Origin of the sequence: Sphingomonas sp. Leaf339 (genome assembly GCF_001426195.1) — a bacterium.
In the GTDB taxonomy this organism is placed as follows: domain Bacteria; phylum Pseudomonadota; class Alphaproteobacteria; order Sphingomonadales; family Sphingomonadaceae; genus Sphingomonas.
This window is the reverse complement of record NZ_LMRS01000009.1, coordinates 1-14,163: the sequence shown is the minus strand read 5'-3', so window position 1 is coordinate 14,163 and position 14,163 is coordinate 1. Positions and strand designations below refer to the sequence as shown.

The following is a 14,163-nucleotide window of genomic DNA, read 5'->3' as shown; positions in this document are numbered from 1 at the left end:
TCTGACCGGCTCGTTGCGCGATCTGCGGCCCGGGATGCAGGGCTGGATGCCCTTGGCTTCCAGGGCGTCCCTGAACCAATCGGCGTCATAACCACGGTCGCCAAGCAGCCATTGCGCTTTCGGCAGATCGTCGAGCAAGGCTGCCGCGCCGGTGTAGTCGCTGACCTGCCCGGCGGTCATGAAGAAGCTCAAGGGCCGCCCATCCGCATCGCTGACGGCGTGCAGTTTGGTGTTCATGCCGCCTTTCGTGCGGCCGATCAGGCGGCCGAGATCCCCTTTTTTACCCGCAGACTCGATGCCGTGCGGTGTGCCTTCAGGTAGGTCGCGTCGATCATGACCGTTTTCGGCACGGCTTCCGCTGCCGCGAGCCCCTCCATCATGCGCAAGAAGACACCCCTCTCGCCCCACCGCTTCCAGCGATTGTAGAGCGTCTTGTGGGGCCCATAGTCCTTCGGCGCATCACACCAGCGCAGCCCGTTGCGATTGACGAAAACGATGCCGCTGAGCACCCGCCGATCATCGACCCGAGGCCTGCCATGGCTCTTGGGAAAGAACGGTTGCAGACGCGCCATCTGCTCATCCGTTAGCCAGTACAGGTCGCTCATCCACGCTTTCCTCACGGAGCCTGAATCAGATCGCGCCTCTCACTTCAATGGGTCCTGACCCTAGGCCGATAATTCACGTTTTTTCAGACGATGGATCGATGAAATGGAAGATAAACGATGGTCAAGTTCTCGACCTATCAGCAAAGCTAGCCGGCGACAATGTTGAGATAAGTTATATTGGCGACGGATATGAGCGAATGACGGTTTATCGCAACGTTGGGCAGAGCCTAGTGGCGGAATCTACCATTACCAGTCCAATACTGTCGGTGCCAATTCGCTTCAAAAGCATCTACACTTAATAAATGGGACAAAATACTGCATAGGTGTTAAACTGGCTATCTGAAGCTGCGGCTATTAGCGGATGTTCGAAACTGGGCGGACGCGCCCCGTCCGACACCTTCCGCCCAGACCCACAAGCAGACGTTCGAGCGCCTTTCCTCGCTTCCCAACTTCGGACAGTGGTCCATCTTCGATTTTCGAGCATGGCTATCCGCTCGCGAATGTCGTGGTGGGGGGAAGGAAAGCGGCCCGACCGCCTGGCCTAACACAATTCAGTTGAGCTACGGCGCTACGGGTCATTCTTTGACTTGCGCGGCCAAGCGGGATCGTAATCTGACGGCTTCAAACGGCGGATTGCTAGCCACAGCCCGATTAGAAGTAGATCGATGGCTAGCACTCGCGATGAACGCTCGACCCACCATTCAAAGGTCGCAATGATGAAAACGGCCAGCGTCAGTATTTTGGCTATTGCTCAAGCAGGCACATATTCCACCTCTTCGTCTTCATGCTTTGCTGAGACAGGACACCCTTCGACCTTTCCGCCAGCACGCTACCTACCGATATGTAAGATTAAATGGATGACCGGTCGTAGGCAGATTATAAGTCGCGCAGAGTGTCTGCAATCGGCGCTTTGAACTATACGACTAGATCGAAATTTCGTATGTTGGCAGCCAAAATTCGGCCATCCGCATATCAAATCGGGGGCTTAATCATCTGCTTCTTCAATGTGAAGTCAAGAGGTCTCCAATCTGGTTGATACCAGACTGTAGATTCAAAAAGGTCTTCCCCAAGCCCAGGTGGCTCAAGCTGTCTCGCCTTCAATGGATAGAGCGTCAATCGCCATTGATATCCAGGCACCAACAACTCTGAGTTCAAGATCATCCGCAAGTTTCAAGGTCTGCTCAAGCTTGTCTTTTAAAGGCCCGAACGATTCATCCATAATTATCTCTGTATATTTCGAAGTCGTAGTGCCTGGATCGACGTCGGGATCATTTAGCCTCAACGCATAACTCGGCGAAGGTTTGATCGAACTCGGCGCCACCGTCAGCTATGGCCCCCATCCTTGCGGTCTTCGCGTAAAAGAAGCGACGGAAGGCCTGCCCCGCCCCAGGCTGTACCTGTCCGCAAACAACCTGATGCCTAGAATTGGAGCCTATCACCTCGCGCAATCGGGCATCCGCCGGCAAGGCAAGCGCGCGCAGTATAACGGTGCGGTCAGAGCCCATCCAATCAGACCGTGCTAGGCCTCGGTCGACAAGTCCGGCGGATACGTTGCTGCCTGAGGCTTGACCGCCAACTGCCGGGACCGATACCACGCGTACACTATCAGGCGGAAGCCCGACCAGAGGCGGCGAATAAAACACGAATACGGCGACGAGCAGTGCGGTACAGGTACCAATAGCCAACAGGCCCCACCACAAATGACGCGACCGCGCCGTCGTGAGATCATGCATCTTAGGGTCGTTGGATATTGCTAAGGACGCCGAGCCATCCGGGTGCCGCGTTGCTCAGTTCACCGTTTTTAGCGAACGCGGCCGGCCCATCGGCCGCTCCCTGCAACTTCCACATGAACCAGGCGGTGGGATATCCGAGCAAGGGATAAACACCGAGATTGCACGACGCCGGGATACCGCCGCTCGCGCAACCAGGATTGCCCTCGATCTCGGTATGGCCGCCAAGCGCGATCATCCCCATCACCTTGTCGACCGCATCCGAAGTCGGCACGTAATAGCCCAGATTGGTCGGCAGGCTTGAGATCACATCGACGTCGCCACCAACATAGAAAATGGAACCACGGGTAACTTTTGACAGCGCGCCAAGGTCGATCGAGCAGTTCGCCACCACGCAGACCGCGCGTAGTGGGGTTTCGATCGGCACGTAGGTCTTGAACGCAGGATCGTTCCGCGAGAACAGCAAAGCCGCGGTCGCCGCACCCTGCGAATGGCCTGCCAGACCGATATTGTCGGCGTCCACCTTACCGTAAAAAACGCTACTCGGATCGCGGGATTGAGTGAGTAGGAAGTCCTTCGCGTCGGTGACCGTTTCACCCTGCCCCGTCGAGCCGTCGCGCGATCGAATGACGATGAAGCCCCAGCTCGCGAGATGGCGCAGGAAAAATGCGTTCTTCTCCGCCGGGACCGTATCCGCCGTGCCGTTGGCGAAGACAATCACAGGATGCTGAAAGCCGCTGGTCCGCCCCTTGAGCGGGTTGGCGCCAAGGTCAGCCGGATACCAGATGTCGCAAAGATTGCCCTCACGGTCGCAGGCGTGGGTCGAGACGGTTGTCGTCGTGGCCCATGGACCGTACGCCGCATAATGACGTTCGATCGGCCCCTTGGCCTCGTATGTCGCAGCCGTTGCCGGCTGCATGAGCAGCATCGCGCTTATTGCGCCCAATATTGACCAACGCATCGTTCCGTCTCCTCGAAGAGTAGCGATTAGCTTCCGGCAACTCCTGCTATTTCGTCAGCCAGCCGTGCGCGCCGAACCAGGTGAGCAGCGCTGTGCTCCAGCCAGTGCTGGTCGTGCCCGCCTTGCCGTCGAAGCCGAAGCCATGGCCGCCATGTTCGTAGACGTGAAGTTCGACCGGCCGCCCGGCGCGGCGCCAGCTGTCGGGCAGGCCATAGCCCTGCTTGCCGAACAGCTCGTCGTCGTTGGCCACCGCAACGAACAGCGGCGGAGCGCCTACGGCGACGGTCGTTGGTGCCATTGAGGGATAGATGGCGGCAAACAGGTCCGGCGTGGTGCCCGGTGCTGCTGTCTTGACCAGATCGACCCCCATGATCGCGCCGGCGGAAAAGCCGAGATAGGCGACGCGGCGTGGATCGACGCCCCATTCCCCCGCACGTGCCCGCACCAGCTTTACTGCCGCCTGCGCATCGGCGAGCGCCGGTGCAGGCGCCGGGACTACGGCACCGCCCTTCGCTCCAGCCGCTGCGGCAGCAGCGAAACGCGCCAGCGCGGCCTGCTTGAACGCATCCAGCGAAGCCGGTGTCGCATCGAGACGGTATTTGAGAACGAAGGCGGCGATGCCGTGATCGGCAAGCCAGCGTGCCGGCTTCATCGCCTCGGCCTCCATCGACTCCATCAGGAAACCGCCGCCCGGCGCGATGATGACCGCAGCGCCTGTCGCCTTTGCCTTGTCGGGCAGCACCGGCAAAAGTGTCGCGGTTGCGACGTTGCGGACCGTGGGGCGACTGGCGAGCTTGAACCAGCTTTCCGCCGGCATGCCGGGCACGCCGCCAGTGCCCAGTGCAATCGCACCGGTTTGCGGGGGTGTCGCGATCGGTTCGACCGGGATGCCCTGCGCCGTCACGGCCGTGGGGAGGGCAAGGGAAAGGGCAGTGACGAACTGGCTGAAGCGTTTCACGGGCATGCTCCTACAGTGATTGGTCAGCGCCACGGGCGCGCTGGCAGGTTGACAGTGACGACAGGGCCAAGGTCGGTTGCCGAGCGCCCGAGCGCGAAGCCATAGCGTCCTGCCGGCATCGTCCAGCGTCCACCTTTGCTGTCGGCTAGTATGCGAGGTTCGATTTGAACCGTGACGTTCGCCGTAGCCCCTGGCTGCACGGCGACCTTGGCAAAGCCAGCAAGCCGCAGTGTGCGTCCTGCAGGTGTCGAGACGAGGTAGAGTTGCGCGACGTCGCTACCTGCGCGCGTGCCGGTATTGCGGATCGTTACCGTCGCCTTTGGCTGCGCGCCCCCGGTGACCTTCATCGGGCCGGACTGGAACTGGGTGTAGCTGAGTCCGAAGCCGAACGGGAACAACGGCGTAGCATTCTTGCGCGCGAACCACCGGTAGCCCACGTCTGCGCCCTCGATATCGTAATCGATCGGATAGCGCGTCCCAGCCGCGGTTCCGGCGGCAAAGTCCCGGTCGATCATTCCGGCATACGGCAGCGCCGGGCGCGGCAGCTGGTCAAGCGATGCGGGAAAAGTGACGGGTAACCGACCAGATGGATTGCTATCGCCAAACAACGTTGCGGCGATCGCATCGCCACCACGCACGCCGCCATACCACGCCTCCATCACCGCACCTGTGCGATTAAGCCATGGCATCAGGACCGGCCCACCGGTTTCAAGAACGACGATCGTCTTAGGATTCGCGGTGGTCACCGCAGCGATCAGCGCGTCCTGCCCACCCGGCAGCGACAGATCCGGCACGTCTGCGCCTTCGGCCATCCACTGCGTCGCAAAGACGATCGTCACGTCCGCCGTTTTTGCTGCCGCAACAGCCTCCGCCGGATAGCGCCCGTCATGGAATGTCACGTTGGCGTTTGGCGCCAGCGCACGGATCGCGGCGAGTGGCGCGGTGCCATGATAGGTCTGGTTATTGTATTTCGCGAGCGGCCCCTCGCCTCCCATTGGCAGCGAGACGGACGGGCCACCAAGCGGTTGCACCTGCGTCGATCCGCCGCCCGACAGCACGCCCGCATCAGCATACCCACCGATCACCGCGATCGAGCGCACGTCCTTCGACAGCGGCAGCAACGCATTGGAGTTCCGCAGCAACACGATCCCTTCGTCGGCAACGCTTCGGGCAATGCCGGCATTCGCCGCAAAATCGATGTCGGCCTTGACCGGCGGATGCGTATCAAGCCCGACCGCGTAGATCGAACGCAAGATGCGCCGGTTCATGTCGGTGACGCGCGCGGCATAAGCCGGATCGCGGGCAGCCGCCTCGGCGAGTGGCACACCGAAGAAGATCTTCTTGTCGATCTGCGCGCCCGATTGCTGATCCAGCCCGGCAAGAGCAAAATCGAGGGCGCCAACCGCACCCCAATCGGACATGACGAACCCTGGGTAGCGCCAATCCTGCTTCAATACGCGGTTAAGCAGGTAATGGCTGCCGCATGCTGGCGCACCGTTAACGCGGTTATACGCGCACATCACCGAGCCGGGCTGGCCACGGTCGATCGCGATCTCGAAGGCGAGTAGATCGCTCATGCGGAACGCATCATCGGCAAGTTTACCGTCGACCGCGTGACGCCCCGTCTCCTGCGCGTTGAGGGCAAAATGCTTCACCGTCGACAGCACGTGCTGCGACTGGACGCCGTCGATCGCGGCACCGCCGAGAAGCCCCGAATGAAGTGGATCCTCGCCGAAATATTCAAACGTCCGCCCATTGCGTGGATCGCGCATCAGATTGATGCCACCACCAAGCAGCACGTTGAACCCCTTCGCGCGCGCCTCGCCCGCAATCATCGCATTGCCGCGGCGGATCAGATCCGGGTTCCACGTCGATCCCATTGCGGTCGCCGACGGCAGCGCGGTCGCCCCGTCCTTACGAAGATTGGCGATGTACGAGACGCCTAGACTCGCATCGGTCTCAACCAGCGCTGGCACGCCGAGCCGGGGGATCCCGGTGACGTAGCCAGCGCCCAATATCGCCTCAGCAGGAATGCGAACGTTAGGGATCAACGGAATCGCCCAAAGGCCATGCGTCAGCACGGTCCGCTCATCACCTTGCATGGCGCGTTCGGTAGCGGCCGCACGCGTATCTGCCGTGGCTGGCCTTGCCATACCGCTCGATGGCCGTTCCTGCGCGAAGGCTGCTGTCACACAGGTCACCAGCACGCCACCAAGCAATACCGACCGATGGGTCATCCTTATCATCACCACTCCCCGACGCAGCATTTCACTTTACGTGCGTGCTTGACAGTATGTTTCTTACAGACAATGATCGTTGTCAAGCGGCAGGGACCGCTGGACGGGTGAGGATAACGACGATGCGTGGATTGGCACTGCTGGTGGGCTCGAGCATTCTGGCTTGGGCGGGAACGGCTCAGGCACAGACCGGAACCCCGGTGACACCGAACGGAGCGAGCGAGGCAGCTCAAGTTTCGGACCCTACCGGCACCGAAGGCGACATCGTCGTGACGGCTCAGCGACGGACCGAGAATCTCCGCGACGTGCCGATCGCCATCACCGTCGTGAACGGCCAGTCGCTTCGCGAGACGGGAGCCAATCAGCTTGCCGACATTACCCAGCGCGCGCCTAGTCTGAACTTCACGGCGACGCCTGGTGTGCCGAACTTCGCAATCCGCGGCGTCGGCACCAACTCGTTCGACTACGGCATTGAGTCGGCCGTCGGCATAGCGGTCGACGACGTCAACATCACGCTGCCGCGCTACGTCCCGCTCAACTCGCTCGCCGATGTCGAACGTGTCGAAGTACTGCGCGGGCCACAAGGGCTGCTGTTCGGCAAGAACACGACTGCTGGCCTTATTTCGATCTCCACCACCAAGCCACAACTTGGTGAGTTCAGCAGCAGCGGTCGGGTTCAGGCGGGCAGCCGTGACCAGGTCCAGACGCAGGCCGTCGTCAACGTGCCCATCGGCAACACCGCAGCTTTGCGTGTCGTTGGCGGCTATCAATACCAGAAGCCCTCGACGCAGCTTGTTGGACCAGGTCGTCTTGATCCGGTCCGCCGGTATTTCGGCACGGCCAAGCTGCTGTGGGAACCGACCGACCGGCTTTCGCTGTACGGAATCGTCGATTACCAGAACAATAGCGGGATCGAAGCGTATTCCACGATCCGCAAGTTCGGCGGCAACGATGCGACGCCGATCCCCGCCGCCTTCCGACCCTTCGCGCCCGCCAACTTCGTGTTCATGCAGAACAGTGCGCTCGGCGTTGTCGCCTCGCCGACCAATAACAAGACTGCGATCGGGAGCACCGACGTTCTCCGCGACGAACATAGCCTCGGGGCACAATTCTCGGCGAGCTACGATGCAGGGCCGCTCACCGTCACCTCGGTCACGGCGTACCGCGACCTGCGCGCTCGCGCTAACAATGACGTCGATCAGACGCCGGTCGCGTTCTTCGACACTAATATCGCCAACTCGCAATCCCACCAGTTCTCGGAGGAACTGCGTGTTGCCAATAATGGCCACGGCTTCGTCGACTACACGGCGGGGCTGTATTTCTTCAAACAGCATATCGACGCCCAAATCCTGCAGGCGGGCACGTTCGGCGTCTTCCCCGCAAGCACGCCGGTCCGATTGTCGCCAGTCAATGGCCAGTCGAACTTCGACTATGGGACGAAGAGCTATGCAGGCTTCGCGCAGCTCACGTTCAACGTGACGCCGTCGCTCCACCTGATCGCGGGCGGCCGGTATACGCGTGACGAGATCGATTCCACGACAACCGTTACTGCCGTCTCGGGCGTCTGCAACCTCGTTACATTCCTGCTGAGCGGCGGCAGAGGCTGTGTTGGCACATCAGCCGCGCCGATCGTCGCCAACCGCAACGCCGACGGGTTCTCTGCACGTGGCGGTATCGAATATTCGATCGCATCTACCGCAAACGTCTATGCAACCTATACCCGCGGCTATAAAGGGCCGGCGGTCAGCTCCGCCGCAGGCGTTGCGTTCAACGTCGATCCGGAGAAGGTCGACGCCTATGAGATCGGCGCCAAGTTCGACCTCGCCGACCGTCGGGTCAGCCTCAACCTGGCGGGTTTCATCAACAACTTCCGAGATTTTCAGGCTCAGGTCTTCGACCCCACGCTGAACGGGGGTCTGGGTACCTTCCGTACCGGTAATGCCAGCACGTTGAAGACGCGCGGCGTCGAGGCCGAGGCTGTCGTACGACCACTGCATGGTGTCAGCCTGTCGGGCGGTGTTACCTATCTCGACACCGAATATGGCAACTACAACGTGGCCTGCTATTTCGGGCAGACCGCTGCACAGGGCTGTTCGCTACCCGGACCCAGCTTCAATGCGGCAGGGTCCCCGCTGGTCGGCGCATCGAAGTGGACGACAAGCCTTGCTGCTAATGTCGACCAGCCCATTGGCAATGATCTCAAGGTCTTCCTCAACGCAGACTGGCGCTATCGCAGCCGCTTCTATTACGCGATCAACGATCCCAGCACGATCCAGGAGGGCTATTCGCTGGTCAATGCGACGATCGGTATCGGCGATATCAGCGATCATGCGCGCTTCAGCGTGTTCGTCCGCAACCTGTTCGACAAGCGCTACGCCGCGGCAATCTTCCCAGGAAACTTCTCGGTCGGACAATATGTCCAGACGCTGCCGGACAATGCCTTCCGCCGGATAGGCGGTGCCTTCGAATGGCGCTTCTGATCATCGCACCGCGTGTCGCTTGTCGGCACGCGGTCGATCGGTCAGTAGGGCGGCAGGAGTGACGATGAGCGAGACCAAGGTTGTAAGGCGCACGCAGGAACAACGCACCGCAGAAACGCGCGGCGCGCTGTTCGAGGCAGCAGTGCGCGCAATCAGCCGCCTGGGCTACAGTCGCGCAAGTAACGCTGAAATTGCCGACGAAGCCGGCGTCAGCCGCGGTGCAATCACGCATCACTTCACGACCCGGGCCTCATTCATTGCGGAAGTCGTACGATGGGTCTTCCAACAGGAAGTGGTCGCCTACCAGGACTTGCAACGTGAATGGGGTACCGGATCACGCGTATCGGACTGGCCTCAGATCTCGTGGGAGGTGCTTTCGCGGCCCTCCGGTGTCGCGGTGCTGGAGATCTTCGTCGCTTCGCGGAGCGATCCCGAGCTCGCCGCGCTGATCAAGCCGGTCCAGGCAGAGATCGAGGAACTGGCGGTGACCGCTTTTCTGGATCGTCTCGGCGCCAAGGTCCGCGACACAACCGCCATCCGGCTGGTTGTCTGGGCGATGCACGGCATGTCGATAGGCCGTGATTTCATCGACGATCCCAACGCAATGCGAGCTTCCGTGATTCTACTTTCGAACATGCTTGAGCGCCTCGCGCCCAACGGCACGCTCGAAGAATTGCTGGGCTCCCCTCCCCCATCGTAACGCTCACGGGCAATTATCACCGTCCGCGTCCGAGCAGCCGCCAGTAAGCGACCGGCATGATCCGCTCGATCATCGCGACGATCTTTGCGTCCCGTCCGACCAGCACCCGGGCTCGCCGCTGCTCGATCCCAGTAACAATGATCTCGCCGGCCTGTTCGGGGCTGAGCTTCAGCGCCTTCGAAAAGTGCGCCTGCTGCCGCTCGCGTTCTTCGACTCCGACTGCAGCACCGGCGCGTGCGTTGGTGGCGATACCGGTCTTCACACCGCCTGGATGCACCACGGTCACACCAACCGTCGAATGTGCTGCGATCAGTTCGTGGCGCAGAGCCTCGGAAAAGCCGCGTACGGCAAACTTCGCCGCAGCATATGCGCTCTGGCCCGGTGGTGCGATGATTCCGAACAGGCTGGAGAGGTTGACCAGCTGTGCCTGCTCACGCTGCCGTAGCAGCGGCAGGAACGCTCGTGACATGCGGACGACGCCGTGCAGGTTGATGTCCAAGAGCCAATCGAACTCCGCCTCGGTGAGCTGTGCGAAGGAACCACTCAGGGCGACACCAGCGTTGTTGACGACGACGTCGACGTGTCCGTGCGCCGCCAAAACCACAGCCGGAAAGGCGGCGACAGCATCGCGGTCCGCAACATCGAGCCTGTGACGGGTGACGCGGACGCTGTTTCCGATCATTGCAGCGGTTTCAGCCAGCCCGTCCTCATTCACGTCGGCCAGCGCGACGTGACAGCCACGCACGGCCAACGATCGCGCGATCGCACGGCCTATTCCGCCCGCTGCGCCAGTCACTACCGCCACCTTGCCGGCAAGCTTCATCCGGGCGCTCATGCTGCGTTCTCTCTGGTCAAACCACGCCGACCAAAGCGCAGCACACCGTCATCGATGCGCCCAGTACGGAACGCCAACAGGTCGCGGAGGTAGTTCTGCTTCACCTTCCAAGGCGCGCTCGCACCTTGCCGAGGCAGAAGGTCTGCCGCCCGTTGCACATATCCTGAGCTCAGGTCGAGGATCGGTTCGTCGCCCGTAGTCGATGGCGGCGCAACCGGTACGACGCTGTCCATCTTGCGACGATCCATATGATCGAGCAGGCGGCGGACGAACTGCGACGTCAGGTCGCATTTGAGGGTCCAGGACGCGTTGGTGTAGCCGATCGCGAAAGCGAGATTGGGCACACCGTCTAGCATCGCTCCCTTGTAAAGCAGCTGCTTGCCCGGATCGACAAGGGCGCCATCGACGGTCAGTCGCGCACCGCCCATGAGCTGCACCTTGAGCCCCGTCGCGGTCACGACGATGTCGGCGGGGATGGCCTCGCCGCTCTTCAACTGGACACCGTCACGCGTAAACTCCGCGATCTCATCGGTCGCGATCGACGCCCGCCCGTTGCGCAGCACCTTGAACAGATCGCCGTCAGGGACGAGGCACAGCCGCTGATCCCACGGGTCGTAGCGCGGCGTCAGGTGGGTGGCGATGTCGAAGTCCGGCCCCAGCATCGCGCGCTGCTGTTGCCTAATCTTCTGCTTCAAGACATGTGGTTTGCGCCGCGACACACCGTAAACGAAGATGCCGTAGCCGATATTCTTCCACCGCACCGCCGCCTCCGCTACCTTGTCAGGCAGCCAGCGGCGCAACGTCGCGGCGCGATCGTCGCGTGACGGTCGTGAGACGATATAGGTCGGCGATCGCTGCAGCATCGTAACATGTGCGGCGCCCTGGTCGACGATGGCCGGAACCAGCGTCACCGCGGTCGCACCCGAACCCACGACCACGACGTCCTTGCCCGCGACCGAAAGATCGTCAGGCCAGAATTGCGGGTGGACAACCTGTCCCGCGAACGCGTCTATTCCAGGCCAGGTCGGCGCATGCCCCGCGGCATAGTCGTAATAGCCAGAACACAGGAACAGGAAGCGGCAGGTCAGTTGGGCCGCGATGCCGTCGACGGTATACGACACGATCCACAACGCGTCCGCCGAGGACCAGTCTGCAGTCGTGACGCGGTGGCGAAGTCGCACCTTGGCGTCAATGTCGAACGCTGCCGCGGTGTCGCGGATATAGTCGCGGATGTCCTCACCCGCAGCGATCGCTTTCTCACCTCGCCATGGACGGAATGGGAAGCCCAGCGTCGTCATGTCCGAATCCGAGCGAATGCCCGGATAGCGGAACAGATCCCACGTGCCGCCGATCGCATCGCGCCCCTCGAAGATCGCCCAGCTCCGCGTGGCATTGCCAGTCTTCAACCAGAACGCGGCGTCGATCCCCGACAGACCGGCGCCCACCACCAGCACGTCCAGATGCTCCATACCGGTCATGTCCGACTCCCACCATATTCCCGAACCTAATGACAATGCTTGTTGTCATTGTCAATATTGCTACTCTGCCGGAATGACGGCGACAACAAAACGGTGGACCGGGCAGACGCTTGACGCTCGACGGGCTGAGCGGCGGACAATGCTAATACAAGCCGCTGTGCGCTTGTATGGCTCGCAGGGGTTCCACAGCACGGGCGTGCGCGCGATCTGTCGCGAGGCAGGCCTTACCGAACGATATTTTTACGAAAGTTTTGCGCATGGGGAGGCGCTGCTACTCGCCGCGTTCGATCAGGTGATCGCCGCAGTGTTGACGCAGATCGTTGCGGTCGACGATCCCACCCTACCGACTGAAGATCGTACCCGACGGATGCTGGGCGCATATTTCGCGACGCTACGCGCTAATCCCACCACGGCACGCGTGTTCCTGGTTGAAATCGTCGGCGTAGATCCGTTGATCGACGAGGCAATTCGACGTTCGATGCATGACCTCTCCGAGCCGCTCTTTGCGGCCCTCGATCCTGATGATCGCGGCCCCGTCAAAATCAATGCGATGCTCCGACGCGGTGTCGAAGGAGGGCTGTTACACATTGCCCTCGCCTGGGGCGCCGAGAACTATAAGTGCTCATTGGAGGAGATTGTCGCCGCGGCGTGGATACTATGCGTAACGGCACGGCCGAGCGACTAACGTGCGCAGCGGAAAGGCTACGCTTTGACAATGAATGCCGGCACAACCGGCCAAGCGCTGGTCATCACTCTTGGGGGCAATAGTGAAATGCAAATACGGGTAGACGATCCAAAAGAACCATACGTCACGAATCTATTGGACCATCACTTGCGAGAGTTGCAGGGCGTAATGGCCGATCACGCTTTTGCACTTGATGCGTCTGGCCTTTCGGCAGCTAGCGTCACCTTCTGGACGGCATGGAACGACAAAAACCTGGCCGGGTTCGGCGCGCTAAAGGAACTGGACTGCGCACATGGCGAGCTGAAATCCATGCGGGTGGCCCCGGCCGCACGTGGCACAGGGGTAGGGCGAGCGATGCTTGAGCATATTATCGCGGAAGCTCGCCGGCGCGGCTACACTCGGTTGAGCCTTGAAACTGGAACTGCCGCACTACACGCGCCGGCCATATCACTTTACCGTAGTGCCGGGTTCGCTCCGTGTGGTGCGTTCGCCGATTATCGGCTCAGCCCCCATAATCAATTCTTTCAGCTGGCTCTTGTAGCGTAGCTCCTAATATTTGAGTCAAAGCGCCCTGCTGTTCGGGTTCCGAAACGACGCACCAACTCCGATCGCTTCGCTTACCAAAAGCGCTATTCGGAAAGGAACATCGTCTCAGCAGCCAACGCGGAGCGATGTTCCTCTCCGTAGTATGATGCGATCTCATCCAACCGGAGCGTGATCACTCTGCTGGGGACATGGATAGTCAACCTCTGCTGCTCGCCTTTGTTGAAGCGAGTGGCCTTATTTAACATGTCACGGATAGCTCCGCGACCGACGACTCTGTCGCCGCCAAGCCAGCCACTGCCGAGCGCAATTTCAGGTGCGAGGATGAGAAGGCCATAGTCGTCAGGTGTGAGATGCTCGGTTGTGACCATGGTGTTCCTTGGCGTGATCGCGGCTTGCCCTTTATACTGGGGATCAGTGCTTGGCGACCGGGCGGCGCTGATCCAATTGCGGTCATGCACGGGCCTGAACCGGATCAACGAAGTGGACGCCTGTCCACAATCAATCAGGCGTCCCACGTCAATTTAAACGTCACCAAGCTACCGTACCATCATCGTCGAAGAAGCCACCAGTGGGTCCATCGTCAGGTAAAGTAGCTAGTCGAATACCGATCACAGCCCCCTGCTCCGGAGTGCGTGAGCCTGTGTGCTGGTTCAGGTCGGTCGCGGTATAGCCCGGGCAGCCGGCATTAACCTTGAAGCCAAGCGGCGCGAGATCCTTGGCGAATGCCACTGTCACCGCATTCAACGCCGACTTCGAGCTGTTGTAGCCAAGCAGATTTACCTCGGCCATCGGCGCCTCAAAGTCCGATGCCCAGGCAAGCGAGCCCAGGCTGCTGCTGACCATTGATCTTCCCTCGGTTTGGCGGACACCGATGATAGGCTTTGCGGAGTCAGGAGGTGTATGATGGCGAGTACGACGAAGCGTCGGTTCACGGACGAGTTCAAGCGG

The 14,163-nt window shown here is 60.9% G+C and carries 12 protein-coding genes and 1 pseudogene; 4 read left to right on the top strand and 9 right to left on the bottom strand.

Going from position 1 to position 14,163, the window contains the following annotated elements; translation table 11 throughout:
• From ASG67_RS18245 to ASG67_RS06730, 5 genes and pseudogenes are all read right to left on the bottom strand, one after another.
• Positions 1-605 (bottom strand): annotated as a pseudogene (locus ASG67_RS18245) (IS5 family transposase); the annotation flags it as partial.
• A 1,081-nt stretch (positions 606-1,686) separates the two neighbouring features.
• Entirely contained in the window at positions 1,687-1,824 is a 138-nt protein-coding gene (locus tag ASG67_RS18810) for a hypothetical protein (RefSeq protein WP_156460695.1), read from the bottom strand.
• A gap of 515 nt (positions 1,825-2,339) precedes the next feature.
• Positions 2,340-3,056, bottom strand: coding sequence for an alpha/beta hydrolase family protein (locus tag ASG67_RS06740; RefSeq protein ID WP_156460694.1), 717 nt, complete (start codon positions 3,054-3,056; stop codon positions 2,340-2,342).
• A 286-nt stretch (positions 3,057-3,342) separates the two neighbouring features.
• Entirely contained in the window at positions 3,343-4,254 is a 912-nt protein-coding gene (locus tag ASG67_RS06735; protein ID WP_414887457.1) for an alpha/beta hydrolase, read from the bottom strand.
• Positions 4,255-4,277: 23 nt separating this feature from the next.
• Entirely contained in the window at positions 4,278-6,500 is a 2,223-nt protein-coding gene (locus tag ASG67_RS06730; protein WP_235535088.1) for a beta-glucosidase, read from the bottom strand.
• A 113-nt stretch (positions 6,501-6,613) separates the two neighbouring features.
• Here ASG67_RS06730 and ASG67_RS06725 point away from each other — a divergent pair, with 113 nt between their 5' ends.
• Both ASG67_RS06725 and ASG67_RS06720 read left to right on the top strand, forming a co-directional pair.
• A complete protein-coding gene (locus ASG67_RS06725; protein WP_056527416.1) occupies positions 6,614-8,971 on the top strand; it encodes a TonB-dependent receptor in 2,358 nt (785 codons plus the stop codon).
• A gap of 64 nt (positions 8,972-9,035) precedes the next feature.
• Positions 9,036-9,671 (top strand): TetR/AcrR family transcriptional regulator, encoded by a 636-nt coding sequence (locus tag ASG67_RS06720; RefSeq protein WP_056527414.1) that lies wholly within the window; start codon positions 9,036-9,038, stop codon positions 9,669-9,671.
• A gap of 16 nt (positions 9,672-9,687) precedes the next feature.
• Here ASG67_RS06720 and ASG67_RS06715 read toward each other — a convergent pair whose 3' ends face one another.
• On the bottom strand, positions 9,688-10,506 hold the full coding sequence (locus ASG67_RS06715) for an SDR family NAD(P)-dependent oxidoreductase (RefSeq protein WP_200940743.1): 819 nt from the start codon (positions 10,504-10,506) through the stop codon (positions 9,688-9,690).
• Positions 10,503-11,984: a flavin-containing monooxygenase gene (locus ASG67_RS06710; protein ID WP_056527408.1), complete on the bottom strand. Its 1,482-nt coding sequence runs from the start codon at positions 11,982-11,984 to the stop codon at positions 10,503-10,505. The genes ASG67_RS06715 and ASG67_RS06710 overlap by 4 nt, the downstream gene beginning before the upstream one ends.
• On the opposite strand from ASG67_RS06710, the gene ASG67_RS06705 reads away from it, so the two are divergent.
• Together ASG67_RS06705 and ASG67_RS18240 are read left to right on the top strand one after the other, a co-directional pair.
• Complete coding sequence (locus ASG67_RS06705; protein WP_082543365.1) at positions 11,983-12,669, top strand: TetR/AcrR family transcriptional regulator; 687 nt, start codon at positions 11,983-11,985, stop codon at positions 12,667-12,669. The two genes, ASG67_RS06710 and ASG67_RS06705, sit on opposite strands and share 2 nt — an antisense overlap.
• 30 nt (positions 12,670-12,699) lie before the next feature.
• Positions 12,700-13,215, top strand: coding sequence for a GNAT family N-acetyltransferase (locus tag ASG67_RS18240; protein WP_321163530.1), 516 nt, complete (start codon positions 12,700-12,702; stop codon positions 13,213-13,215).
• Positions 13,216-13,298: 83 nt separating this feature from the next.
• On the opposite strand, the gene ASG67_RS06700 is transcribed toward ASG67_RS18240, so the two are convergent.
• A complete protein-coding gene (locus tag ASG67_RS06700; RefSeq protein WP_056527402.1) occupies positions 13,299-13,583 on the bottom strand; it encodes a hypothetical protein in 285 nt (94 codons plus the stop codon).
• A gap of 160 nt (positions 13,584-13,743) precedes the next feature.
• Positions 13,744-14,163 (bottom strand): SDR family NAD(P)-dependent oxidoreductase (locus tag ASG67_RS06695; RefSeq protein WP_156460693.1); only part of this gene is annotated, 420 nt, incomplete at its 5' end.